The organism is Streptomyces sp. SID14515 (assembly GCF_010548505.1).
Taxonomy (GTDB): Bacteria; Actinomycetota; Actinomycetes; order Streptomycetales; family Streptomycetaceae; genus Streptomyces; species Streptomyces caviscabies.
The window spans coordinates 36,627-60,358 of record NZ_JAAGMH010000121.1 but is presented as its reverse complement, the minus strand read 5'-3'; the positions used below and the strand labels follow the sequence as shown (position 1 = coordinate 60,358).

General features: G+C 71.9%; 22 protein-coding genes. 8 read left to right on the top strand and 14 right to left on the bottom strand.

What is annotated here, in order from left to right; genetic code table 11:
* The first annotated feature begins 156 nt into the window (after positions 1-156).
* Positions 157-636 carry an RcpC/CpaB family pilus assembly protein gene (locus G3I54_RS28870; RefSeq protein ID WP_164618843.1) on the top strand — a complete coding sequence of 160 codons (480 nt, stop codon included), beginning with the start codon at positions 157-159 and terminating at the stop codon, positions 634-636.
* A 113-nt stretch (positions 637-749) separates the two neighbouring features.
* Positions 750-1,301: an MscL family protein gene (locus G3I54_RS28865; RefSeq protein WP_164618651.1), complete on the top strand. Its 552-nt coding sequence runs from the start codon at positions 750-752 to the stop codon at positions 1,299-1,301.
* Between the two features lie 16 nt (positions 1,302-1,317).
* Here the strand turns inward: G3I54_RS28865 and G3I54_RS28860 are convergent, their stop codons facing one another.
* The 6 genes from G3I54_RS28860 to G3I54_RS28835 form a co-directional block, all read right to left on the bottom strand.
* Entirely contained in the window at positions 1,318-1,545 is a 228-nt protein-coding gene (locus G3I54_RS28860; RefSeq protein WP_164618649.1) for a hypothetical protein, read from the bottom strand.
* Positions 1,546-1,606: 61 nt separating this feature from the next.
* Positions 1,607-2,002 carry a hypothetical protein gene (locus tag G3I54_RS28855; protein ID WP_164618647.1) on the bottom strand — a complete coding sequence of 132 codons (396 nt, stop codon included), beginning with the start codon at positions 2,000-2,002 and terminating at the stop codon, positions 1,607-1,609.
* Positions 1,999-2,718, bottom strand: coding sequence for a Rieske (2Fe-2S) protein (locus G3I54_RS28850; RefSeq protein WP_164618645.1), 720 nt, complete (start codon positions 2,716-2,718; stop codon positions 1,999-2,001). The genes G3I54_RS28855 and G3I54_RS28850 overlap by 4 nt, the downstream gene beginning before the upstream one ends.
* The gene (locus G3I54_RS28845; protein WP_007452552.1) at positions 2,715-3,317 is read right to left on the bottom strand and encodes a 4Fe-4S dicluster domain-containing protein; all 603 of its coding nucleotides are present in this window, start codon (positions 3,315-3,317) and stop codon (positions 2,715-2,717) included. The genes G3I54_RS28850 and G3I54_RS28845 overlap by 4 nt, the downstream gene beginning before the upstream one ends.
* A gap of 6 nt (positions 3,318-3,323) precedes the next feature.
* Positions 3,324-5,651 (bottom strand): molybdopterin oxidoreductase family protein, encoded by a 2,328-nt coding sequence (locus G3I54_RS28840; protein ID WP_164618643.1) that lies wholly within the window; start codon positions 5,649-5,651, stop codon positions 3,324-3,326.
* Entirely contained in the window at positions 5,648-6,757 is a 1,110-nt protein-coding gene (locus G3I54_RS28835) for an MFS transporter (RefSeq protein WP_164618641.1), read from the bottom strand. Before G3I54_RS28835 ends, G3I54_RS28840 begins: the two co-directional genes overlap by 4 nt.
* Before the next feature lie 218 nt (positions 6,758-6,975).
* Here G3I54_RS28835 and G3I54_RS28830 point away from each other — a divergent pair, with 218 nt between their 5' ends.
* Positions 6,976-8,058, top strand: a complete 1,083-nt coding sequence (locus tag G3I54_RS28830) for a P1 family peptidase (RefSeq protein WP_164618639.1) — start codon at positions 6,976-6,978, stop codon at positions 8,056-8,058.
* Positions 8,059-8,287: 229 nt separating this feature from the next.
* Positions 8,288-9,043, top strand: a complete 756-nt coding sequence (locus tag G3I54_RS28825) for a DUF6227 family protein (protein ID WP_164618636.1) — start codon at positions 8,288-8,290, stop codon at positions 9,041-9,043.
* Between the two features lie 13 nt (positions 9,044-9,056).
* On the opposite strand, the gene G3I54_RS28820 is transcribed toward G3I54_RS28825, so the two are convergent.
* Complete coding sequence (locus G3I54_RS28820; RefSeq protein WP_239144636.1) at positions 9,057-10,472, bottom strand: MFS transporter; 1,416 nt, start codon at positions 10,470-10,472, stop codon at positions 9,057-9,059.
* Between the two features lie 205 nt (positions 10,473-10,677).
* Between G3I54_RS28820 and G3I54_RS28815 the strand changes: the two genes are divergently transcribed.
* Positions 10,678-11,739 (top strand): transcriptional regulator, encoded by a 1,062-nt coding sequence (locus tag G3I54_RS28815; RefSeq protein ID WP_164618634.1) that lies wholly within the window; start codon positions 10,678-10,680, stop codon positions 11,737-11,739.
* Positions 11,740-11,868: 129 nt separating this feature from the next.
* On the opposite strand, the gene G3I54_RS28810 is transcribed toward G3I54_RS28815, so the two are convergent.
* The gene (locus G3I54_RS28810) at positions 11,869-12,870 is read right to left on the bottom strand and encodes a sigma-70 family RNA polymerase sigma factor (RefSeq protein WP_164618632.1); all 1,002 of its coding nucleotides are present in this window, start codon (positions 12,868-12,870) and stop codon (positions 11,869-11,871) included.
* A 601-nt stretch (positions 12,871-13,471) separates the two neighbouring features.
* Between G3I54_RS28810 and G3I54_RS28805 the strand changes: the two genes are divergently transcribed.
* Positions 13,472-14,647 (top strand): questin oxidase family protein, encoded by a 1,176-nt coding sequence (locus G3I54_RS28805; protein WP_164618630.1) that lies wholly within the window; start codon positions 13,472-13,474, stop codon positions 14,645-14,647.
* A gap of 47 nt (positions 14,648-14,694) precedes the next feature.
* On the opposite strand, the gene G3I54_RS28800 is transcribed toward G3I54_RS28805, so the two are convergent.
* Complete coding sequence (locus G3I54_RS28800) at positions 14,695-15,477, bottom strand: class III extradiol ring-cleavage dioxygenase (RefSeq protein ID WP_103508191.1); 783 nt, start codon at positions 15,475-15,477, stop codon at positions 14,695-14,697.
* 265 nt (positions 15,478-15,742) lie between these two features.
* Between G3I54_RS28800 and G3I54_RS28795 the strand changes: the two genes are divergently transcribed.
* Positions 15,743-16,255: a MarR family transcriptional regulator gene (locus G3I54_RS28795; RefSeq protein WP_164618628.1), complete on the top strand. Its 513-nt coding sequence runs from the start codon at positions 15,743-15,745 to the stop codon at positions 16,253-16,255.
* Between the two features lie 101 nt (positions 16,256-16,356).
* Here the strand turns inward: G3I54_RS28795 and G3I54_RS28790 are convergent, their stop codons facing one another.
* Entirely contained in the window at positions 16,357-17,901 is a 1,545-nt protein-coding gene (locus G3I54_RS28790) for an MFS transporter (RefSeq protein WP_239144633.1), read from the bottom strand.
* 168 nt (positions 17,902-18,069) lie between these two features.
* Positions 18,070-18,729, bottom strand: a complete 660-nt coding sequence (locus tag G3I54_RS28785; protein ID WP_164618626.1) for a TetR/AcrR family transcriptional regulator — start codon at positions 18,727-18,729, stop codon at positions 18,070-18,072.
* Positions 18,730-18,994: 265 nt separating this feature from the next.
* Here G3I54_RS28785 and G3I54_RS28780 point away from each other — a divergent pair, with 265 nt between their 5' ends.
* Positions 18,995-20,272, top strand: a complete 1,278-nt coding sequence (locus G3I54_RS28780; protein WP_164618624.1) for a M6 family metalloprotease domain-containing protein — start codon at positions 18,995-18,997, stop codon at positions 20,270-20,272.
* Positions 20,273-20,433: 161 nt separating this feature from the next.
* On the opposite strand, the gene G3I54_RS28775 is transcribed toward G3I54_RS28780, so the two are convergent.
* The 3 genes from G3I54_RS28775 to G3I54_RS28765 form a co-directional block, all read right to left on the bottom strand.
* A complete protein-coding gene (locus G3I54_RS28775) occupies positions 20,434-22,200 on the bottom strand; it encodes a class I adenylate-forming enzyme family protein (RefSeq protein WP_164618623.1) in 1,767 nt (588 codons plus the stop codon).
* Positions 22,201-22,351: 151 nt separating this feature from the next.
* Entirely contained in the window at positions 22,352-23,137 is a 786-nt protein-coding gene (locus G3I54_RS28770; RefSeq protein WP_164618621.1) for an alpha/beta fold hydrolase, read from the bottom strand.
* A 298-nt stretch (positions 23,138-23,435) separates the two neighbouring features.
* Positions 23,436-23,687, bottom strand: coding sequence for an acyl carrier protein (locus G3I54_RS28765; protein WP_164618619.1), 252 nt, complete (start codon positions 23,685-23,687; stop codon positions 23,436-23,438).
* Positions 23,688-23,732: the final 45 nt, after the last annotated feature.

Sequence of the window (23,732 nt, the reverse complement as noted above, 5' to 3'; positions counted from 1 at the left end):
GCCGGACTCCCCTTTCCCTTGCGCTTTCCTCGCGCTCGTCCGCCCCGATCCCCAGGTGGTGCCATGTCCTCGTCCCTGTCCACTCCCCCGTCCGCCTGCTCCTTCCCGGCACCGGTGCCCGCACCGTGCGGGGTCGGGCCCTTCGCTCCGCTGCGGGTGCGGGGCGGCGGCGCGGACCGGCTGCGTCGGATGCTGCGCCGACAGCGGCGTGCGGCGGCTGCCGGGCTCGCGCTGGCGGGTGCCGCGCTGGCCACCACGGGCCTGAGCAGCGCCGACGGAGGGTCCGCCGCACCGGACGCGCCGCCGGGTGCCGACCGGTCGTCCGAGCGGCTGGTCTCCGCGCCGGTCCGGATCGCGGACCCGGAGACCGTACGGCTGCTGCGGCCGGGAGATCGGGTCGATGTGATCGCGGTCGGCGATACGGGCGACGACGACGCGCGCGTGGTGGCACGAGGGGTGCGTGTGGCGAAGGTGCCGCACACAGCCGCCAGACCTGGCGGCCACGCGGCGGGCGGTAGCGGTGAAGCGGGGGCCGGGGCGCTGGTGGTGTTGTCCGTGGAGCGGCCGACGGCCACGGCCCTGCTCGGCGCGGGCACTTCGGGACGGTTGGCCGTGGCGGTGTCCGATGCGAACTGACGCCCTCTCAAGTCACTCGTGGGAATTAGCGGATTGGACAGTGTCGCCTTCGTCCGCCTTAGGTGGCGGAGCAGTTTGCTCCCCCTACCGCCCATGCGAAAGAAGGCTCACCTGTGAGCGAGAAGAAGGTCAGTCTGCTGGACGGCTTCAAAGCCTTCCTGACGCGCGGCAATGTGATCGACCTCGCGGTGGCTGTCGTCATCGGCGCAGCGTTCACCAACATCGTGAACGCGGTCGTCAAGGGCGTCATCAATCCCCTGGTCGGTGCGTTCGGCACCCAGGACCTGGACAACTACAGCTCCTGTCTCCAGGGCCCGTGCACGACGGACCCGAAGACCGGGGAGATGGACGGGATCGAGATCCTGTGGGGCTCGGTGCTCAGCGCCGCTCTCAGCTTCCTGATCACCGCTGCCGTCGTGTACTTCCTGATGGTGCTGCCGATGGCCAAGTATCTGGCCCGGCGGGCGGCGGCGCAGGCCGCCAAGGAGGGCGTGCAGGAGACGATGGAGGTGAGCGAGCTGGAGGTGCTGAAGGAGATCCGCGACGCCCTCCTCGCACAGCGCACCGGTGGCGCACCGGGCCGGCTCGGGCCGGACTCGGGCGAGGGTCCTGGCGGGACCGGCGGGACCGGCGGGGCTGGGGCGGGCCCGGTCGAGGACCGGTAGCCCTCCGGGCGGCCGCTCAGATGTGGTGGGGCGGCTTCTCGTCCAGGAAACGCGCGAGGTCCGCGGCGCTGCCTCCGGTGAGAGGCCGCTCGCCCCACCCCTGGTCCGTATCGTCCGCGGACTGCCGGTCCAGCGGATCGTCGAAGATCAGAACCGGCTTGGGCTTCGGTTCCTGGTGCGGCTGCTCTTCCGGCTGCTGCGGCTTCTTCGCATCACGCGGTCGGGGGGCGGGGGCGGCGCTCATGTCTCCAGGGTACGGCGGCTCACCACGAGGTGTGAGCCGCCGTGGAGCAGGGCGGTGGGCGTCAGCGGTCCTTCGGATCGAGCAGCCACAGGCCGAGCACGACCAGGAACGACAGACAGAGGAAGCCGGCCCCCCACCAGGCCGTGCCGGTGTTGCCCTCCATCCACTCGTCGATCAGGATCGTCAGCCCCCAGAGCTGGCCGATGACGACGGTCATGGCCAGAGCGAGCCGGGCGGTCAGTTTCGAGGAGCGTTCGGGGTCCTGGTCGGTGCCCGCTCCGGGCCCGGGGCCGGTGTGCCGGACGCGGGGGTCCCCGTATCCGCTGGTGGGGCGGATCTGCGGATAGCGCTCGTGGACGGGCCGGTTCAGTACGGGGTCCGCGCTGCCGGGGTGGTAGGTCGGGTAGTGGCTGCCCGGGGGCGGCAGCGGCTGCTCGGGGTGCGGGGTGTCGTTCATGTCCGCCTGCCCGGGTTCTCGGCGGTGGCGGACACCGCACCGGTTCGCCGGCCGGGGCCGGTGGCCCGGGGCGGGGATTCGGCTCCGCCGCCGATGTCGGGGCAGCCGATACGGGTCGCGAGGTCGGGGCGCTCGCCGCCGAGCTGGCGACAGAGGCCTTCCTCGACGCTCTCGCCGGAGCGGGTGGTGCCCACGGCCCAGATGCTTCCGTCGCCCTGTTCGATGACCACGACCTTCGGCAGCCCTCGGGGCGGCGGCCCGGCGGTGACCTCGCCGGACCGGGCGTCGAAGACTCCCTCGTGGCACGGGCAGTACAGCTCGCCCTCGCTGCCCCGGTCCTTGCGCCACAGCACGGCGCAGGCGAGGTGGGTGCAGACGGCCGAGTAGCCGACGAGGGTGCCGTCGTCGAGGCGGACGGCCACGGCCCGGTCCTCCTCGCCCGGGTAGCGGAACGCGATCGACTCGCCGGGCAGGAGCTGCCCGGCGATGCGCTTCGGCTCGGAGGCCTTGCCCTCCTCGCCGTCGCCGTGGCGGTGGAGGATGCCGGCCGCCACTCCGATGCCGCCGACGGCGAGACCGCCGGAGACGGTGGTGACGATCCGGAGGTAGTCCCGCCGGGTGGTGAGGGAGTCGGCGGCGATCCGGTCCTGGAGCGCCTCGCGCGGGTCTCCCCCGGCGGGGTGCTCGCCGCCCGGCTGCTGGTCGGTGACGCTCATCGGCGGACGTCCTTCCCGTTGATCTCGACGACGGGAAGGCCGCCGGGGACCGGCCACTGGACCCGTTCGGCGGGGACGACCATGGCCACGCCGGTGCGGACCTCGGTCTCGCCGAAGACGAAGGTGTCGGCGACCTGGACGCCGGGGCGCTCCGCCTGGAGTTCCTCGACGGTTCCGTAGAAGAGCGCTCCGGTCGGGCAGACGGTGGCGCACATGGGGGCGAGGCCGTAGGCGGTGCGGTCGTAGCAGAGGTTGCACTTCATCTGGAGCTTCGCCTGGAGGTCGATCTTCGGTACGCCGAAGGGGCAGGCGTTGACGCAGTTGGAGCAGCCGATGCAGCGGGTGGTGTCGGCCTGCTGCACCACACCGTCGGCGGTCACCAGGATCGCGTCGGCGGGGCAGACCTCGGCGCACGGGGCGACCGGGTCCTCGCAGTGCATACAGACGGTGGGAAGGGAGGCGACGGAGTGGCCCTCGTCGGTGTAGTCGAGGTGGATCATCGATTTGCCGCGGTGCGAGTCGCATTCGCGGCAGGCGGAGACACAGGCCTGGCAGCCGATGCAGCGCCCCGGGTCGATGAAGATCGTTCTTCCCATCATGGGGGATCAGCTCCTCTCCGAGGTGCCACGGCCTTGTGGGGCCGTGGGAGGCAGCGGGTCGGTACGGGAGACCTGGGTCTCCGGGTAGGCGACATGGCCGGGGGCGACCGGCGGGGCGGGGACCTCGTCGATCCGCTCGGCGTGCTCGATGCGGCAGGCGCACACCTTGTACTCGGGGATCTTGGACCGGGGGTCGAGGGCGTCGATGGTGAGGGCGTTGGCCGCGGTGGGGACGGGCCAGTGGTACGGGACGAACACGGTGTCGGGGCGGATCGCCTCGGTGACCAGGGCGGGGAAGACCTCGCTGCCGCGCCGGGTGACGACGCGGACGGGCTCGCCGTTGCGGAAGCCGTGCGAGGGGTGGATCTCGGCCCAGGGGCGCGGGGTCTGTTCGACGAGGGCGCCGAGCCTGCGGGTCTGGTTGCCGGAGAGGAAGTGGGCGACGGTGCGGCCGGTGGTGAGCGACATGGGGTGCTCGTCGTCGTACGGGTCCATCGGCGGGTGCCATTCGACGACCTGGAGGTGGATCTTGCCGTCGGGGTGGTAGGTCTTTCCGTCCTCGAAGAGCCGGGGGGTGCCGGGGTGGTCGGTGGTGGGGCAGGGCCAGGCGATGCCGCCGGTCTCCTCCAGCCGTTCGTAGGTGATGCCGTAGTAGTCGTTGACGGTGCCGGCGGAGGCGATGCGCAGCTCGTCGAAGACCGACCGGGAGTCGGGGAAGTCGAACTTGTCACCGGCGCCGAGCCGGCGGGCGAGTTCGCAGATCGCCCAGGTGTCGGTGCGGACGCCGGGGGGCGGGTCCTGGGCCTTGTTGTGCTTGACCACGCGGGCTTCCGCGTTGGCCATCACCCCTTCGTCCTCGGCCCAGGTGGTGACGGGGAAGACGACATGGGCGTTGGCAGCGGTCTCGGAGAGGAAGAAGTCGAATTGCGCGTGGAACTCGGTGGTGTCGTACCCCTCCTTGACCACCCGGTAGTTGGGCAGGGAGACGAAGGGGTTGTTGCAGATGCCGATCAGGCCGCGGATCTCGCGGCGCTGCATCTGCCAGACCATTTCCATCATGGAGGTCCCGGCGAGCGGGAGTTCGGACTCCTCGATGCCCCAGATCTCGCAGATCTGGCGGCGGTGCTCCTCGTTCATGATGGAGCGTCCGCCGGGGAGGAGGTCGGACTTCTGGCCGTGCTCACGGCCGCCCTGCCCGTTGCCCTGGCCGGTGATGGTGCCGTAGCCGGCGCCGGGTTTGCCGATGTGACCGGTGGCGGTGCAGAGGTTGATCACGGAGAGGCAGTTCTCGACGCCCTGCGAGTGGTGTTCGATGCCTCGGGCGTGCCAGGCCATGGCCTTGGGCGCGCGGGCGAAGGTCCGGGCGACCTGGACGATCTGCTCGGCGGGGATCCCGCAGATCGCGGCGGCGCGGGAGGGCGGGTATTCGGCGGCCTTGGCCTTGACCTCCTCCCAGCCGGTGGCGTGGGCGGCGAGGTAGTTCTCGTCGGTGAGCCCTTCCTCGATGACGACGTGCAGGACGGAGGTGAAGAAGGCGGAGTCGGTGCCGGGTTTGAGGGCGACGTGGATGTCGGCGGTCCGGGCGATGGCGGTCTCGCGCGGGTCGATGACGATGAGGCTGGCCCCGCGGTCCCGGGCTCCCCAGACGTACTGGGTCATCACGGGGAAGCACTCGCCGACGTTGGAGCCGGCGATGAGCAGGCAGTCGGTGAGGAGGATGTCGGAGAAGGGGTTGCCGGCCCGGTCGATGCCGAAGGCCAGCTTGTTGGCGCCCGCGGCACTGACCATGCAGAGGCGGCCGTTGTAGTCGACGTGCCGGGTCTTGAGCGCGACCCGGGCGAACTTGCCCACCAGATAGGTCTTCTCGGAGAACAGGCTGGCCCCGCCGAGGAGCCCGAAGGCGTCGTTGCCGTGCGTCTGCTGGATGCGCTTGATCTCGGAGACGGTGAAGTCGAGCGCCTCGTCCCAGGAGACCTCGCGGAACTCCTCGTCGCGGGAGCGGCGCATCAGCGGGGCGGTGAGCCGGTCGGGGTGGTTGACCTGCTGATAGGCGTTGATGCCCTTGGGGCAGAGCCGCATCCGGTTGATGTCGTGGTTGCGGGGTTCGACGCCGAAGACCTTGCCGCCCCGGTCCACGCGCAGATACATCCCGCACTGGACGCCGCAGAAGCAGCAGTGGGTCGGCACGAGCGTCTCGCCGTTCTGGTCGGCGTGCCACTGGTCGGCCGGGATGCCGCCGGCGTCCCGGAAGGCGCGGGTGCCGGGTGGGGCGAGGGAGGGGTCCAGGGGGATGAAGGTGCGGCGGTCGGCAGCAGCTCGCGGTTCCGCGGTCACTTGAAGCCCTTCTTCACATGGGAGAGGTAGGCGCTGCCGCGCAGCACCCGCTTGCAGCGCGGGCAGTACTCGGCCCAGGAGTCGAAGTCGAGCCGGAGGTCGCGCATGGTGCCGCGCAGGTTCTCGACGTAGGGCCCGGTGTCGATGGGTTCCTCGCAGCGGCGGCAGGCGAACACCTCGTCGTCCTTGCGGCCGGTGTACTTGAACAGCTGCATGCCGACCGCGGCCGGGCGCTGGACGATGTGGAAGAACTTGCCGAACGGGATGTAGATGAGGGTGAAGACCACCGACACCATGTGCAGGATCGCCAGGAACTGGTAGCCGCCACCGTGCAGGAAGACCGAGGAGAAGGTGAGCAGCAGACCCGTCACGGAGATGACGATGAGCGCGATCAGCGGCACGAGGTCGTAGGCGAAGCGCTGGCCGGTGATGGCGCCGCGGTCCTTCATCCGGCGCCACAGGAAGTACGAGGCGCCGGGGATGACGAGGACGGCGGCGATGTCCAGGCCGTGGAACATCAGCCAGCCGAGGAGGTTGAGGGAGTCGAAGCCGAGGATCTTGAAGCCCCAGATCCGCATCTCGTAGCCGGGACCCGAGCCGCTGCCGGAGGTGAAGGTGAACCAGCCCCAGGTGAGCGGGAAGGTGATCAGGGCGGCGAGGATGCAGCCCCAGAAGATCAGCTGGTGGGCGGCCCAGCGGGCGTGGGAGCGGGCTCCGAGGAACTTCTGGAAGCCGAGATAGGTGGCGATCATCTTCGGCAGGGCGGTGGGCGCCCGACGGAAGTTGTCCAGGGAGAAGAAGCTGCGCCAGCCCTGTTTGAAGAGGCGTCGGGCGCCGGGGGCGGAGATCCACACTGTGTACCGGTAGGCGACGCCGAACGCGAGGAAGACCGTGGCCACGGCATAGGGGAGGAGGGCCGAGTCGAAGTTGCGGAGCATCCGGCTGCCGAGCACGATCGCGAGGATCAGCAGGGCGGAGACCGCCGCTCCGACGAGCGTGGCCCGGGTGGTGACGGACCGGGGGCCGGTCGCGGCGGGGGGCGTGGCCGCGGTTCCGTCGGGGGCGTGGGGCTCGGCTGCTGCGGTGGCTTCAGAGGGCTCGGTCACCCGGCCACCGTAGGACTGTTTGGGCGGATTCAACCCGTTTTGGAGGGTGAGAGGGTGAGCGGGTCGCCCGGACAGTCGCAAGGGTCGCCTTGCCTGGGCCGGGTCCGGACCCCCTGCCCGTGCGGGGCCTTGCGCACCGCTGCCGGCTCGCCGGTACGTTCGAGGCGCATCGGCCCGTGCTCCCCCGCGGGCCCCGATCCCGACCGGAGGAGCCGCACATGACCCACGATGACAAGGCCCCCGCCCTCCCGCCCCTGCTGGACGCGCTGACCGATGTGGCCGGGATCCGCGTCGGCCATGCCGAGGTCGCCGGAGCGGGTGCGTTGAGCGGTACGACCGTCGTCCTGGCGCCCGAGGGCGGGGCCGTGGCCGCCGTGGACGTGCGGGGCGGCGGGCCGGGTACGCGGGAGACGGACGCGCTGGATCCGCGCAATCTGGTGCAGCGGGTCGACGCCGTCGTCCTCACGGGCGGCAGCGCGTACGGGCTCGATGCCACGTCCGGGGTGATGGCCTGGCTGGAGGAGCAGGGCCGGGGTGTCCGGGTCGGCGCGGGCCCCACCCAGGTGGTCCCGGTCGTTCCGGCCGCCGCCCTCTTCGACCTCGGCCGGGGCGGCGACTGGCGGGCCCGCCCCGACGCGTCGACCGGCCGCGCGGCGGTGGAGGCCGCGGCCGCCACGGGGCCCGGGGAGCCGGTCGCCGAGGGCGGCGTGGGCGCGGGTACCGGCGCGGTGGCCGGGCAGCTGAAGGGCGGCATCGGCACGGCGAGCGCCCGCCTCGCCTCCGGGGTCACGGTGGCCGCCCTCGTCGCGGTGAACGCGGCGGGCTCGGTGGTCGACCCCCGGACCGGGGTGCTGTTCGGGGAGTACGGGGCCGGGGAGCCGCCGGCGCAGCCTCCGGCCGAGGTCCACGCGGCGGCGGAGCGCCGTCTCGCCCGGGAGCGGGAAGCGGCGGAGGAGGCCGGGGGCGGGGTTCCGCCGTTCAACACGACGATCGCGGTCGTCGCCACGGACGCGGACCTGACCCGGGCGCAGGCCCAGAAGCTGGCGGGCACCGCGCACGACGGCCTGGCACGCGCGGTGCGCCCGGTGCATCTGCTGACCGACGGGGACACCGTGTTCACGCTCGCGACCGGGCAGGCGCCGGTGCCGTCGGGCGATCCGGTCGCCGTCAACGAGATCCTGGCGGCGGGCGCCGACGTCCTGGCGCGGGCCATCGTGAAGGCGGTGCGCGCGGCCCGGAGCACCGAGGGGCCGGGCGGCAGACTCCTCTCGTACACGGAGCTGTACGGCGGCAAGGCCTGATCCGAACGACAGGTTCCGGGGGCGCGCGGCGCGAGCGAGGGGCGCGCGGGCAGCCGACTCACCCTCGGCGCCCGGGAGTTCACCCCAAGCGCCCGAAATGCACCGGGAACACGCGGGGAACTTTCTGCGTGCGCCCTACGTTTTTACCAACCCCGGTCACGATGTCGGACCCAGGGACTACGTTAAGCACGCATCAAGTAACACGCGGCGACGGCCTGGAGACACCACCTTGAGCGATCCGTACGAGACAACCGAGCACCACCTCGACCGACTCCTGCGACGCGCCCTCAACTCCTTCGACCTTCCCGACAGTACGGTCGACCGGCTCGGCACCGCGCTCGCCCACAGCAGTTCGCTGCACTCGTCGCACCACAGTTCCGTGCTGCACCGCGAGACCTACCGTCACACGTATCTCCTCGCCGACGGCTCCGCCCTGACCCTGTGGGAGCTGGTGCACAGCGGAGGGCGGGATGTGCGGGCCCCGCGCCGGCACGAGCTGTACGACGAGGAGGGCGACGCCCGCATCGCCGCGTCCCGGCTGGCCGGAAGTTTCTCCGACTCCCCGCTCTTCGGCGACGAGGGGATACAGGAGGCGCAGGGGGATCTGGAGATGCTGACGGTCCTGATGCCCGCCCCTCCGGCCCCGCTCCCCCGGACGTACGCGCCGGACAACTCCGCGGACCACGCCCGCCGGGTGCTGCGCCGCGCGGAGAACGCCGACCGGCCGGGCGAGCAGAAGGCGCGGCTGCTCCGGTCCGCCTTCGCCCACCACATCACCCAGATCTTCGGGCGGCAGTGCCACGTCGACGGCCGGACGGCCGGATTCACGCTCTACGAGCACGCGTTCCTGCTGCTGGACGGCAGCGAGACGAGCCTGTGGGAGGTCGAGCACACGGCGACGCCCGACGGCCGCCACATGTGCGAGGTGTACGAGGACGAGCACACCGCCCGTGCGGCGATGGAGAGCCGCACCCGGATCTGCTGACCCGGGCCGGCGGTCAGTTCGCGTCAGCCTCTGTGGACGCGTCGTCCTCCACGTGGGCGCGCGGGCGGGCGGGCAGGGCGAACATCACCAGGAAGATCACCGAGAGCACTCCGGCCACCCACCACAGCGACTGCTGGAACGCGTCGACGAACGCCGGGCCGACCGCCTCCGGGGCAAGCCGGTCGCCGATCGCGCCGAAGAAGACGACGGACACCAGGCCGAGGCCGAGCGCCGTCCCCATCTGCTGCACGGTGTTGATCAGGCCGGACGCCGAACCGGCGTGCTCCTTGGGCACTTCGGAGAGCACCGCGTCGGTCAGCGGAGCCACGATCAGCCCCATGCCCGCGCCCATGACCACCAGCGGGACGGCCATCTGCCAGGACGTGATGCCCATGCCGTACTGCTCGCTCTCCCAGAGGTAGATCAGCAGCCCGGCGACCATGAGGAGCGCACCGGCCTGGAGGACCTTGCGGCCGAAGCGGGGCACCAGCTGCTGCACGGAGATCCCGGCGGCCACCGAGACGGCGACGGAGAACGGGATGCCCGTCGCGCCGGCGCGCAGCACGCTCCAGCCGAGACCCATCTGCATGTAGAGGGTCCAGACCAGGAAGAAGATGCCGAGGCCGACGCCGAAGGTCAGCTGCACGGCGATGCCGGCGGCGAAGCTCTTCACCCGGAACAGGGACATCTCGATCAGCGGCGAGCCGTCGGTCAGCGTCTTCTGCCGCTGGTTCAGGACCAGCGCCCCGAACACGAACAGGCTGCCCACCATCGACAGATGGCCCCACAGCGGCCAGCCCAGCTCGTGGCCCCGGGTGAGCGGGTAGATGAGCATCAGCATCGCCAGGGTGATCAGGGCGACGCCGAGAAGGTCGAGACGGACCGCCTTGGGCGCCTTGGACTCGGTGATGAACTTCGCGCCGAGGAGCAGACCGGCGATGCCGACGGGCAGGTTGATCAGGAAGATCGGCCGCCAGCCGAGCCCGAAGAGGTCCCACTCGGTGAGCAGCGCGCCCAGCAGCGGGCCGGAGACCGCGCCGAGTCCGACGATCGCGCCGAAGAGTCCGAAGACCTTGCCGCGCTCGTGGGCCGGGAAGGTGGCGTGCACGATCGAGAGGACCTGCGGCACCATCAGGGCCGCCGTCGCGCCCTGGAGGATGCGGGCGGCGACCAGTATCTCCGGGCTGGGCGCGACACCGCAGAGGGCGGAGGCGAGCGTGAATCCGCCGATGCCGATGAGGAAGAGCCGCTTGCGCCCGTAGATGTCGCCGAGCCGGCCGCCCGTGATCAGCCCGGCCGCGAACGCGAGGGCATAACCGGCGGTGATCCACTGGATCGCGGAGACCGATGCCTCGGTCTCGCGCTGGATGCTCGGGATCGCGATGTTGACGATCGTGACGTCGACCAGGTCCATGAAGGCCGCGGTCATCACGATGGCGAGCGCGAACCAGCGACGCCGGTCGGCCGGGGCGGACCCGGGTGCGACCGCTGTCTTCACCGGCGCGGGCGGTGCAGGCGGGGCGGGCGGTGCGAGGTGCGACGCCGCGAGGGGCGGGGGTGCGGAAGAAGGCATGGGAGGAACCTAGGCAGCCATCAGGTCAGATCATGACCTGATGGCCCGGCATCCTGAGGCCATGTCCGACACCCCCGCACGACTGCTGAAACTGCTGTCGCTCCTCCAGACCCCGCGCGAGTGGCCGGGCGGTGAGCTGGCCGAGCGGCTCGACGTCAGCCCGCGCACGATCCGCCGCGATGTCGACCGGCTGCGCGACCTGGGCTACCCGGTCGAGGCCTCGCGCGGCTCGGCGGGTGGCTATCGGCTGGTGGCGGGCGCCGCCATGCCGCCCCTGCTGCTGGACGACGAGGAGGCGGTGGCCATCGCGGTCGGGCTGCGGGCCGGGGCCGGGCACGCGATCGAGGGCGTCGACGAGGCTTCCGTACGGGCGTTGGCGAAGCTGGAGCAGGTGCTCCCCTCGCGGCTGCGGCACCGGGTCTCCGCGCTCCAGAACGCCACCGTGCCGCTGACCCGCGGCGACGGCGCGACCATCGACCCGCGAACCCTGACGACGCTGGCTTCGGCGGCCACCGGGCGGGAGCGGCTGAGGTTCGCGTACCGCAGCGGCGACGGCACCCGGACGAAGCGGCAGGTCGAGCCGTACCGGCTGGTGAGCACCGGGCAGCGCTGGTATCTGGTGGCGTACGACCTGGACCGGGAGGACTGGCGCACGTTCCGGGTGGACCGGGTCGGCGAGCCGTACGCGACGGGGGCCCGGTTCGTCCCGAGACCGCTGCCCGTGGACGGGACGAAGGGCGAGGGCGGCGACGAAGGCGGGGGCGTCGGCAAGGGCGGGGGCGGGGACGCGGCGAGGTTCCTGGCCCGGTCGATGCGGCGGATGAAGCCGGAGCTGCGCCTCGATGTGTGGTTCGGCGGGCCGGCGGAGTTCGTGGCGGCGCGGCTGCCCGCGCACCTCGGGGCGCCGGATCCGGACGGCGAGGGCGGCTGCCGGCTGCGGACCTCGTGCACCGACTCGCTGGAGTGGGTGGCGCTGCGGCTGGCGTTGGTGGACTGCGAGTTCTCCGTACGGGAGCCGCCGGAGCTGGTGGCGTACCTGGAGAGTCTCGGCGCCCGGCTGACCCGCGCCGCCCGGCCCGGGGACCGGCCTCTGCCCCGGCCTGCCGGCCCGGAACAGGGATGAGCCCCGACGCCGGGGGGGTGGGCGCCGGGGCTCAGCTCAGGGACCGGTGAAAACCGGTCGGGTGACCGGAATGACCCGGTCGGTCAGCCGGTGCGAACCGGCTTGATGGGGAGATTACGGGTTATTGGCTCACGCCGCAGCGTCAAAGCCCGTGTCGTGAGCCATTCGCTTCAATTCGAGCAGCGCGTGCTTCTCTATCTGGCGGATCCGCTCCCGGGTGAGGCCGTGCTGCTTGCCCACTTCGGTCAGGGTCCGCTCGCGCCCGTCCTCGATGCCGTACCGCATCTTGATGATCGAGGCGGTCCTGTTGTCGAGCTTGCCGATCAGGTCCTCCAGCTCCTCACTGCGGAGCAGGGTCATCACCGACTGCTCGGGCGAGACGGCGGAGGTGTCCTCCAGCAGATCGCCGAACTGGGTGTCGCCGTCGTCGTCGACGGACATGTTCAGGCTGACCGGGTCGCGGGCCCAGTCCAGGACGTTGCCCACGCGCTCGGCGTTGGAGTCGAGCTCGGCGGCGATCTCCGCGTGCTCCGGGTCGCGCCCGTGCTCGCGGTTGAACTCGCGCTGCACCCGGCGGATCCGGCCGAGCTCCTCCACCAGGTGGACGGGGAGCCGGATCGTGCGCGACTGGTCGGCGATCGACCGGGTGATGGCCTGCCGGATCCACCACGTCGCGTACGTGGAGAACTTGAAGCCCTTGGCGTAGTCGAACTTCTCGACCGCGCGCACCAGGCCCGCGTTGCCCTCCTGGATCAGGTCGAGCAGAGGGAGCCCCGCGCGCGGGTAGCGGCGGGCCACGGCGACGACGAGCCGGAGGTTGGAACGGATGAATATGTCCTTGGCGCGCTCGCCCTCGGCGACCAGCGCCTCCAGCTCCTCACGCTTCGCGTCACCGGCGGCGCTCTCCACCTCGCCGTCGAGGATCTGCTGGGCGTAGACGCCCGCCTCGATGGTCTGGGAGAGGTCGACTTCCTTGGCGGCGTCGAGCAGCGGTGTGCGGGCGATCTCGTCCAGGTACATGCCGACCAGGTCGCGGTCGGCGATTTCCCCGCCCCCGGCGCGAACACTGCTTGCCCTGCCGGTCCCACCGGAGGTGGTGGACGTACGACGGGCGACGGCACGGGTTGCCATGCGTGCTCCCTTGCTGAGTAGGTCGCGACACCCTTTCGGGTGCCCTGCATCCGATGGAAACAACGACTGGAATCCGGACAGAATTCCCATGCTGCACATTCATTTTCGTGACCATGCAGTACCCTGTCCGCCGCCGACCGGCGGATGCAGCTTCCGGCTTTCGCCGGACGCGCAGGTCAGAGCCGGTTCCGGGGACGATCGGGCCGCTTTCCGGCTCTCCGGCCGGATACCCGGAATCAGTGCGTCCATGAGACCGCGCTCACCTTCACGCCCGCCTCTCCCCCAACCGGCCGGCCCAGGTCCGGACCCGGGTCCAGGAGGGCCGCGCTCCCGCCGTGAAAGACGTGCCGGGCGCCGTTCGGGTTGCTCAGGATGTCCGCGGCGTGCCGGGCCGACCGGTCCTAGGACCTCGGACCGATCCGGCCGGTGACCGCGGCCGGATCGGCCCGGGACCGGGGTCCCGGGCCGACCGGGACCGCAGCCCGATCCGCCCCCGCCCGCCCGCGCCTAGCGTGATCGACACGAACCGCACGGACGCCAAGGACGCCGCGGACACGACAGATACCGCTGACGGCACGGACACCACGGGAGCGTGATCGGCATGGACGACACCACGGGCACCCTCGACGAAGCTCTGGAGCGCATCCACGTCTCGGGGCCGGAGCGCGACGGCTGGCTCAGCAATCACGCGCCGATGGCCGTGGAGGCCCTGGTGCGGCACGGCCAGGCGTCGGCCGTGCACCGCTGGCTGGACCGTTACGGCCCGAAGCTGGAGGAGATGCCGGTCACCGGCGCCCCGGTGACCGCCCGGAACTGGCACGAGGCGCTGGGCGACCCGCGCCGTGTCGCCGACTGGACGGCGTACTTCGAGCGGGAGACGGCCCGGGCGCCCTGGCGTGACGTGCTCGCCGCGTGGTGGCCCCGGCTGCTGCCGGGCATCGCGGCGGGCGCCACGCATCCGGTGATCCGGGTGGGCCACTCCGTACGGACCCTGCTGACGGGCGAGGAGACCGCCCCGCGCGTCCGGGAGCTGGCCCACGCCCTCGGTTACTGGGCCGCCCGGCACCAGCCGCTGCCCGCCCTGACACCGCTCGGCCCGGCGCCGAGCGCGGCGGCGGCGCTGGATCTGGTGCCGCTGGTGCCCGACCGGAGCGGTGGCATCCGGGACCGGTTCGCGCAGCTGACCGGGTTTCCGGAGTGGCCGGCTCCGTGGCAGGCCACAGCTCCGGAGTCCACCAGTCCGAAGCCAACCAGCCCGGAACCTGCCGGTTCGAAGCCCACCGGCCCGGAACCTGCCGGTTCGGAATCCACCGGTCCGGAGCCTGCCGCCCCGGAGTCCGCCGGTCCGGGGCGCTTCAGCCCGGAGCCCGCCTCCGCCGACGCCGCCCGGTCCGCGCTCCGGGAGCTGGTCCGGGCCTCGACGCACCGGTACGCGACCCACGCGCACGGCGAGCCGATCATGCTGGTCCACGCGGCGACCGCGCCCAACGCGGTCCTGCGCACCCTGCCGGCCCTGCCCCGCGAGCTGTGGGCGCCGAGTCTGCGGGCCGCCTGGGCGGCGAGCGCGGCGGTCACCGCCGCCTACGCACCCCGGGAGGCGGCCCCCGTACCGGCGTCGGCCGGGGCCGCTCCGGACGCCGGGGAGCTGTTCGCCCGGGCGGCGGCGCACGGCGACGACCACACCATCAAGTTCACCGACACGGCGCTGGACGTGGGCGACGCGCTCGCGTTCTCCGCCGCCCGGCGCGCGATCGAGCTGAACCCGCCGGTGTTCTAGGACGGCGAGGACGGCGAGGACGGCGAGGACCCCGGACCCCGTACCCCTCAGCCGAACTGCACCGAGCGCTTCGCCAGCCCCATCCAGAACCCGTCGATGACGCTCCGCCCCCGGTCCAGCTCGTCCTCGGCCGCGCCCAGCGTCACGAACAGCGGTGCGAAGTGCTCGGTGCGCGGGTGGGCCAGCTTCCCGGCCGGGGATGTGTGCTCGAAGTCGAGCAGCGCGTCGATGTCCTGGGCCCGCAGCGCGCGGTCGCCCCAGTCGTCGAACTCCGCCGACCAGCCGGGCACCCCGCCGCCCTGGTGTCGCAGGGCGGCCAGGTTGTGCGTGAAGAAGCCGCTGCCGACGATCAGCACGCCCTCGTCGCGCAGAGGGGCGAGTTTGCGCCCGATCTCCATCAGCTTCTGCGGGTCGAGCGTCGGCATGGAGATCTGGAGTACGGGGATGTCCGCGTCCGGGAACATCTCCACCAGCGGTACGTACGCCCCGTGGTCCAGGCCGCGGTCCGGGATGTCCTGGACCGGCGTACCGGCGCCGCGCAGCAGCTTGCGGACGCTGTCGGCGAGCTGCGGCGCGCCGGGGGCCCCGTACCGCACCGCGTAGTAATGCTCGGGGAAGCCCCAGAAGTCGTATACGAGCGGCACCGGCTCGGTGGCTCCCAGCGCGAGCGGCGCCTCCTCCCAGTGGGCGGAGACCATCAGGATCGCGCGCGGGCGGGGCAGCCCCGCGGACCAGGCGGCGAGTTCGCCGGGCCAGACGGGATCGTCGGCCAGCGGCGGTGCGCCGTGCGAGAGGTAGAGGGCGGGCATCCGCTCTGCGGTGGCTGTCATGGCACTCCCCATCCACTGGACGCGGAACTCGTGGCGCCGGGCACCGCGTTGGATGCACAGGGCACTGGTTCCGGTCACGAACTCGTCCGAGCAGGAGTTTCCCGAGGTCATCCAGGGGATCGTTGTTAAGGGGTCCTGCGGAATCCGTACGGATCCACGCCGGAACCCTTGCGGGAACCTCCTCGGCAGGCTTCTTGAACCTTCAAGTTCCCACCCTCGGAGACCTTAGCCCTATCTAGTTAAACTTTCAAGAAAAGGTCGTACAGTGGAGTACATGACCACGGCACCCACCGGCGCGCCGCGCTGGCTCACCGACGAGGAGCAGCACGCCTGGCGCGCTTATCTGCATGCCACCACGCTGCTGGAGGATCACCTCGACCGCCAGTTGCAGCGCGATGCCGGCATGCCGCACATCTATTACGGACTGCTCGTCCAGCTCTCGCAGGCCCCGCGCCGCCGGATGCGGATGACGGAGCTGGCCCGGAACGCGAAGATCACCCGTTCCCGGCTCTCGCACGCCATCGCCCGGCTGGAGAAGAACGGCTGGGTGCGCCGCGAGGACTGCCCCTCCGACAAGCGCGGCCAGAACGCGGTGCTCACCGACGAGGGCTACGCGATGCTCCGCCGCTCGGCGCCGGGCCATGTCGAGGCCGTACGGCAGGCGATGTTCGACCGGCTCACGCCCGAGCAGGTGAGCAGCCTCGGGGAGATCATGCGAGTGCTCGCGACCGGCCTGGAGCCGGAGGGCACGGACGCGGATCTGCCCTGGCTCCGCTGAGCGACGGCTGAGCAACGGCTGAGCGGAACCAGGGCAGAGGACCTGCCCGGGCTTCGCGCTGTGCCCGGGCAGGTGGGAGAAGGAGGGAGCGGCGGTCGCCGTCAGTGGGCGACGACCGGGATCCTGAACTCCTCCTCGGCGCCCGCGTCGGACACGCCGTCCGCCCCGCCGCTCGTCCCCGTTCCGGGGCGGCCGGTGTTGATGAGGGCGATCGCGATGGCGGCCGCGGCGACGAGGATGCCGACCGCCCACCAGATCGCGGCGGCGAAACCGCTGACCATGGCCTGGAGCTCCAGGAGCTGCGGGTCGGTGGCACGGGCCGCGTGGTCGGCGACGTACGCGGTGGTGGCGCTCGCGGCGATGGTGTTCAGCAGAGCGGTGCCGATGGCGCCGCCGACCTGCTGCGAGGTGTTGACCATCGCGGAGGCCACTCCCGCGTCACGCGGCTCGATGCCGTGCGTGGCCAGGGACATCGCCGGCATGAACGCCGTACCCATACCGAGGCCGAGCAGCAGCATGCCGGGCAGGATGACGGCCGAGTAGCTGGTGTTCAGGTCCAGCTGCGTCAGCAGCAGCATGCCGACCGCGGCGACCAGGAATCCGGGGCCCATCAGCAGACGCGGCGGGACCCGGGTCATCAGCCGGGTGCCGATCTGGGTGGAGCCGGTGATCATTCCCACGATCATCGGCATGAACGCGAAGCCGGTCTTGACCGGGGAGTAGCCCTTCACGACCTGGAGGTAGTAGGTCAGGAAGAGGAACAGCCCGAACATCGCGATGATGGCGAGACCCAGCGAGAGGTAGACCCCGCCCCGGTTGCGCTCGGTGAGGACGCGCAGCGGCAGCAGCGGCGACTTCACGCGCGCCTCGGTCACGACGAAGGCCAGCAGCAGCACGGCGGCGGCGATGAACATGGAGACGGTCAGCGCGTCCGACCAGCCGGCCGACTCGGCGCGGGTGAAGCCGTACACCAGGGCGACCAGGCCGAGCGTGGAGAGCACGACGCCGGGGATGTCCAGCGGTGCGCGGTTGCGGGCGCCGGAGGGCTCGCGGATGACGAAGTACGCGCCCGCGGCGGCGACGATGGCGAACGGGATGTTGACGAAGAACGTCCAGCGCCAGTTCAGGTATTCGGTGAGGAAGCCGCCGAGGATCAGCCCGACCGCGCCACCGCCACCGGCGATGGCCCCGTAGATGCCGAAGGCCTTGGCCCGCTCCTTGGCGTCGGTGAACATCACGGCGAGCAGGGACAGGGCGGCCGGGGCGAGCAGGGCGCCGAAGACACCCTGGAGGGCCCGGGAGCCGAACATCATCGCCTCGTTCTGGGCCGCTCCGCCGAGCGCGGAGGCCAGCGCGAAGCCGATCAGACCGACGACGAAGGTGCGCTTGCGCCCCCAGAGGTCGGCGATCCGGCCGCCGAAGAGGAGCAGCCCGCCGAAGGCGAGGGCGTAGGCGGTGATGACCCACTGCTTGTTGCCGTCGGAGATGCCGAGGTCGGTCTGGGCGGAGGGCAGCGCGATGTTCACGATGGTCGCGTCGAGGACGACCATCAGCTGGGCGAGCGCGATGAAGGCGAGGGCCTTCCAGCGGCTCGGATCAGGAAGGGCGGTGTCTGCCGTTCGGGACAGACCGGCTGTTTTTGGCATGGGTGTAGCCACCTAAGGACGTGCGAGGGCGCCGAGGCGTCGCGAAGTGGGCGTCGGCGGTACGTACCGGTGTACGCGCGACGGATGAAGTGGGCTGTGACGGAGGGGAACGACTACGTGTACGGGGGCGGTGACATGCCGCCCGGAAGGCTCAGATCGATGCGGGCGTCAGGGGCGCCGCAGGTCCTCCAAGGTCGCCGCCGATCCGGGCAGCTCCGAGCGGGCCGGGGTCTCCAGGCCGTCCAGGAACAACTGCAGGTGGCGGTGGGTGAACCGGTCGATCCCCTGGCAGGCGATGCCGGGGAGCGGCCGGGTGAGCTGGGAGAGGGCGACGAGTACGTCACCGACGGCGATGTCGGTACGCAGTCGCCCCGCGGACATGGCGCGCGCCACGAGCCCTTCGACGGCCTCTTCGAGGCGCCGGCGCTCGGCGAGCAGTTCGGGGTGGTCCTTGTCGAAGACGCCGGAGAGCATCGGGCACAGGGCGCCGATCCGTTCGTCGGCGGCCGCGTGCACGAAGCGGCTGAGCGCGGCGAACGGGTCGGACTCCGCGGCGACGGCCTCTTCGGCCCTCAGGGTGGTGCGGGAGGTGACCGCGAGGACGACCTCATGGGTGAGGGCGGCCCGGTCGGGGAAGTTCCGGTAGAGCGTGGCGTTGCCGACGCCCGCCCGGCGTGCGACGTCGTCCAGCGCCACGTCCGGCCCGAACTCGACGAACAGCTCGCGCGCGGCCGCGACGATCCGCTCGCGGTTACGCAGCGCGTCGGCCCGCGGGCGGGCCGTGCGGCACTGCGCGGCCGATGCGGCGTTCTCGGCGACGGTCTCCACGACGATGCCGTTCCTTCCCTCTGTGTAGCCGGTCGACCCCTGCCCGTAACCGGGGACCGTTTCCCCGTTTAGCGGGGACACGTATGCAAACGGGGAGAGGATCCCCGCTTATTTCCCGCCCCACTGTGACCTGAGTCACATCACCTCGGCAGGAAAACCCACCGATCGGCGCACCCAGCGAGCGGCCCCCGGCCACCCGGCACAGGCTGATCGCCAGAGCGCAGTCAGGGGTCGGCCGGCTGCCGCGGACCCCGAAGGCGCCTCTATGCAGCAGCCCCGCCACCGGATACGCAGACACCGCCGCCCGATCGCCCTGGCCGGAGCGACCGCGCTGGTCATAGCGGCCATGGCCTCGGCCAGCACCACCCTGCCGACCACCGGACGCGCCTCGGCGGGCCCGGCGGCCACCTCGCAGGACTCCGCGCTCGCCCCGTGCCGGATCTCCGCCACCATGGGCGTACAGATGTCCGAGGGCCTGCCGACCCCGGCCGGCTACGCCCGGTCGACCGGCGAGGTCAGGGCGCTCAACCTGATGATCGACTTCCCGGACGCGGAGGGCACGGAACCCGCGGCGGACCGGTACGCGGAGTTCTTCCCGCAGACCTCCGACTGGTTCAGGACCAGCTCCTACGGCCGGCTCGTCTACCGGCCCGAGGCCCCCGTCAAGGACTGGCTGCGGATGCCGATGGCGTTCACGGAGTACGGGATAGAGCGCGGATCACCGTTCGAGCCGGGCTACCGCCAGCTGGTGAAGGACATCGTCGCGGCCGCCGACCCCCGGGTCGACTTCTCGGAGTACGACCTGGTCAACATCCTGGTCAGCCCGAACGCCGGCCCCTCCGCGCTGGACACCGTGCTCTCGGTGACCTTCTCCGGCAACGACGAGGCCCCGGAGGCGGACGGCGTACCGCTCGCCAACACCTCGTTCGTCTACAGCCGCCAGGACGACGGGTCGGGGTCGTACGCCGAGACCGGCTACCGCGTCCTGCCGCACGAGAACGGCCATGTCTTCGGGCTGCCCGACCTCTACACGATGGAGGGCGGCGGCTCGGTGGGGCACTGGGACATCATGTCCGAGGACTGGGGCGCCAACAACGACTTCCTGGCCTGGCACAAGTGGAAGCTCGGCTGGCTCGACAACGACCAGATCAGCTGCGCCTCGCAGTCCGGCGTCAGCGAGCACACGCTCGGGCCGCTGGCCGCCGAGGGCGGCACCAAGCTCGCCTTCGTCCCGCTGAGCGCCCAGTCCGGCTACGCCGTGGAGGTCCGTACGGCCGGGGGCAACGACGAGGCGGTCTGCCGGCCCGGGGTGCTGATCTACAAGGTCAGCTCCGACGTGGACACCGGCCAGGGCCCGGTCTCCGTCGCCGACGCCACCGAGGACAGCGGCGGCTGCACCCGACGCCCCAATGTGCACGCGGAACTGTCGGACGCCCCGTTCCGCCCCGGCCAGACGTTCACCGACCGGGCCAACGGCGTACGGATATCCGTGCTGGACGAGGACGACGACGGGAACTACCGAGTACGGGTCACGCGCCCGTGAGCGGGTGGGGCGGCGGCCCTCACGGAAGCCCGGATCACGCGCCCGGGAGCGGCGCGGTGGCGGCCCGGACTACGCGTCCGGGAGCGGCGCGGTGGCGGCCCGCACGGAGGCCCGGACTACGCACCCGCGCGGCGCGGTGGCCGCCCGCACGGAAGCCCGGACTACGCGCCCGGGAGCGGCGCGGTGGCCGCCTCCACCAGGGCCCGGAGCCGAGGCTTGAGGAGCTTCCCGGTGGCGTTGCGCGGGAGCGGCTCCTCGGTGAACAGCACCCGGGCGGGCACCTTGAAGGCGGCCAGCCTCGCGCCGACGTGGTCGCGCAGAACGTCGGCGGTGACCCCGGCACCGGCCCCGGCTCCGGTGCGCAGCCGGACCACGGCCGCCACCTCCTCCCCCAGCACCGGGTGCGGGATGCCGAGGACGGCGGCGTCGGCCACGTCGGGGTGGTCGTGCAGGACGCCCTCGACCTCGACGCAGTACACGTTCTCGCCGCCCCGGATCACCACGTCCTTGAGCCGGTCGACGACGGAGATCCGCCCCTCGCTCCGTACGGCGAGGTCTCCCGTACGGAACCAGCCACCGTCCCCGAAGGCCTCCTCGGTCGCCGCCGCGTCGCGCCAGTAGCCGCGGAACAGGGACTGGCCGCGCAGCCACAGCTCGCCCGGCTCACCGTCGGGCAGCTCATCGCCCGAGGGCCCGGCGATCCGCACCTCCGTGACCGGGGTGGGCCGTCCCGCGCCGCCGGGCTCCGCCCGGTACTCGTCGCCGAAGTGCGCGAGGACCCCGCCGCTGGTCTCGGTGAGGCCGTAGCCGTTGCGGGGCTCGACGCGTTCGCCGTAGCGGGCGGTGAGGCGGGCGACCAGGGCGGGCGGGGGCGCGGCTCCCCCGGTGCTGAACAGGGTGAGCCCCGCCAGCCCGTCGCCCGCCCGCTCCGCGGCTTCCAGCAGCTGGAGCCCGGTGGCGGGGACGCCGGAGAAGTGCGTGACGCGGTGCGTACGGATCAGCCGCAGCGCCTCGTCCGCGTCCCACTTGTGCATCAGGACGAGGGTGCCGCCGGCCGCCATCGCGGCGTAGAAGCCGGTGAACGCGGCGACATGGAAGAACGGGAACGTCATCAGCGAGACCGGTGCGGGCCCCTGCCCCGGGATGACGCCGCGCGCCCGTGCGGAGGCCGCCGCGTGGTAGCGGGGGTTGAGCGCGGCCCCGGCCTGGGCGAGATGGGTGGCCACCGCGCCCTTGGGACGGCCGGTGGTGCCGGAGGTGTAGAGGATCGTGGCGTCGTCCTCGGGCCGGGGCTCCACGTCGGGCGGCGCGGCCAGCGGATCGGGCGCGGGGAACTCCTCGTACCGCTCGACGCGCAGCCCCGCGGCGTCCTTCTCCTCCCCGTCGGAGCCGTGGAAGAGGACGACGCGCGCCCCGGTCCGCCGGGCCCAGCCGGCGACCCGCCCCAGCCGCTCCCCGTCCACGAGGAGCACCTCGGGCTCGCAGTCGTCGAGGGCGTGGCCGAACTCCTCCTCGGTCCACCAGGCGTTGAGCGGTACGGCGACGAGCCCGGCCAACTGGGCGGCCCAGAAGGCGATCTGCCACTCGGGGTGGTTCCGCATCGCGATCACGGCCCGGTCGCCGGAGCGCAGCCCGTACCGCTCCCGCAGGCGTACGGCGAGGGCGGAGGCGGCAGCGAAGAACTCCCCGTAGGAGTACGTCCGTTCCCCCGCGATCAGGAACGGCGCGTCCCCGTAGGCCCAGGTGGCCTCCACGAACTCCCGGAGCGTACGGGGCCCGTCGGCGTACTCAGGTGTCCCCCGCTCGCCGATGACCACGGCGAAGGGCGCGCCGGGCGCGGTGAGGGCGGCCTCGACGCGCGCGGCGCGCCGGGCGAGCTCAGCAGCGGCTGCTGCTCCGGGGTCCGGGGACGGAACGGTGTGCGGCACGGACGGCCTCTCTCGCGCTGACGCTGACGCTGACTGCTACGCGAGACGCTATGCGGGCGGGGCGGGAGCCGCCAGGGCCGAGCCCCGCCCTGGAGTCCTCCTGGCCTTGCGGCGGGACGGGCTCAGTGGTGTCGGCGGGCGCGTGTCCGCTTCACCCGACGGTCAGCAGCCGGCCGGCAATCATCCTGATCAGGGCGTCGCGCTGGTCGACCAGGTAGAAATGGCCTCCGGGCAGCACATCCAGGTGGAACTCGCCGGACGCGACGTCGGACCAGCACGACATGTCCGCCACCGAGGTGTCCGCGTCCTCGTCCCCGACGTACGCGTACAGAGGACAGTCGACCGGCCGGGCGGCGCGCGGGCCGTAGGTCCCGACGATCGTGAAGTCGGCGCGAATGGCCGGCAGGACGATCTCCCGGAGGTCCGGATCCGTCAGAAGCGCCTCGTCGGTGCCGCCGAGCCGGCGGACCTCTTCGATCAACGCCTCGTCGCCCTGGGTGTACAGCGATCGCGGCGTCACCCGGTGCGGGGGCTTTCGGCTCGACACGTGGAGTGCCGCAGGGCGCACCCCGTGCCCGTCGTTCAGGTGCAAGGCCACCTCGTGGGCGAGCGACCCGCCCATGCTGTGCCCGAAGAGCACCGTCGGTACGTCGTCGAGGAGGGGAAGGAGCGCCGCGGTCACCTGGTCGGCAAGCTCCTCCATGGTCTCGGCGCACGGGTCGGCCAGGCGGTCGTGCCGCCCTGGATAGCGCACGACCAGTACCTCCGTAGCGCTGTCGAACGAGGTTCCCCAGGAGTGATAGAAGCTGGCCGATCCGCCTGCGTGCGGGAGCACCAGCAGCCTGCGGCGAAGGCGGTCCGTCGCCGGGTAGCGGCGGAACCACCTGTCGGTGTCGACCGTCGCCGACCGGGCGGTACGTCGGGTGCCGACGCTCATACTGTGTTTCCTCCTGGGTGTCGGCTCCCGGTCGCGGGCTCGGTGGTCCGCTCCTCGGCCTCGGTGCGCTCTCTCTTCCGTGCAACGGCGGTAAGGGGTCCGATCGCCGAACTCGCCGGTGGCCTCGAAGCCCATGCTCGCAGGCCCACCGGCGAGTTCGGCGACCACCGGCCGACCGCACCTCGTGCGACGCGCCGTCCGTGGTGCCGTCGGGGAACCGGTCCCCGCCGGCCGGCGCGTCACAGGAGATGCGAGCCGGGATCCCGAACCGCCGGAGCGGCAGGACCGCTGGGCGGCGTCAGCGGGCAGACGCCTCGGCGACCACTTGGTGGACCGCCTCCAGATTGATCATCCGGGTCAGCTCGGACTGGTCGATGGTGATGCTGAACTCCTTCTCCAAGGAGGCCAGGATCTCGATGGCACGCAGCGAGTCGGCGCCGTGGTCGTCGATGAAGAGGCTGGTATCCGTCACCTCGTCCTCCTCGATCTCCAGAATGTCGCAGACTATTTCCTTGATCACCGAGCGGCGGTCACTGGCGGTCGTGGTCATGGATCTGATTCTCCTCGGTGGGTTCACTTGCCGTAGGGCGGCCAC

What these genes read in the sequence shown, in the direction of transcription:
- G3I54_RS28860 (WP_164618649.1), bottom strand. Translation starts at nt 1,545, where the DNA reads ATGAGCGCCGCCCCCGCCCCCCGACCGCGTGATGCGAAGAAGCCGCAG.
- G3I54_RS28855 (WP_164618647.1), bottom strand. Translation starts at nt 2,002, where the DNA reads ATGAACGACACCCCGCACCCCGAGCAGCCGCTGCCGCCCCCGGGCAGC.
- G3I54_RS28850 (WP_164618645.1), bottom strand. Translation starts at nt 2,718, where the DNA reads ATGAGCGTCACCGACCAGCAGCCGGGCGGCGAGCACCCCGCCGGGGGA.
- G3I54_RS28845 (WP_007452552.1), bottom strand. Translation starts at nt 3,317, where the DNA reads ATGATGGGAAGAACGATCTTCATCGACCCGGGGCGCTGCATCGGCTGC.
- G3I54_RS28830 (WP_164618639.1), top strand. Translation starts at nt 6,976, where the DNA reads ATGACCCACGATGACAAGGCCCCCGCCCTCCCGCCCCTGCTGGACGCG.
- G3I54_RS28820 (WP_239144636.1), bottom strand. Translation starts at nt 10,472, where the DNA reads ATGACCGCGGCCTTCATGGACCTGGTCGACGTCACGATCGTCAACATC.
- G3I54_RS28815 (WP_164618634.1), top strand. Translation starts at nt 10,678, where the DNA reads ATGTCCGACACCCCCGCACGACTGCTGAAACTGCTGTCGCTCCTCCAG.
- G3I54_RS28810 (WP_164618632.1), bottom strand. Translation starts at nt 12,870, where the DNA reads ATGGCAACCCGTGCCGTCGCCCGTCGTACGTCCACCACCTCCGGTGGG.
- G3I54_RS28805 (WP_164618630.1), top strand. Translation starts at nt 13,472, where the DNA reads ATGGACGACACCACGGGCACCCTCGACGAAGCTCTGGAGCGCATCCAC.
- G3I54_RS28800 (WP_103508191.1), bottom strand. Translation starts at nt 15,477, where the DNA reads ATGACAGCCACCGCAGAGCGGATGCCCGCCCTCTACCTCTCGCACGGC.
- G3I54_RS28790 (WP_239144633.1), bottom strand. Translation starts at nt 17,901, where the DNA reads ATGCCAAAAACAGCCGGTCTGTCCCGAACGGCAGACACCGCCCTTCCT.
- G3I54_RS28780 (WP_164618624.1), top strand. Translation starts at nt 18,995, where the DNA reads ATGCAGCAGCCCCGCCACCGGATACGCAGACACCGCCGCCCGATCGCC.
- G3I54_RS28770 (WP_164618621.1), bottom strand. Translation starts at nt 23,137, where the DNA reads ATGAGCGTCGGCACCCGACGTACCGCCCGGTCGGCGACGGTCGACACC.
- G3I54_RS28765 (WP_164618619.1), bottom strand. Translation starts at nt 23,687, where the DNA reads ATGACCACGACCGCCAGTGACCGCCGCTCGGTGATCAAGGAAATAGTC.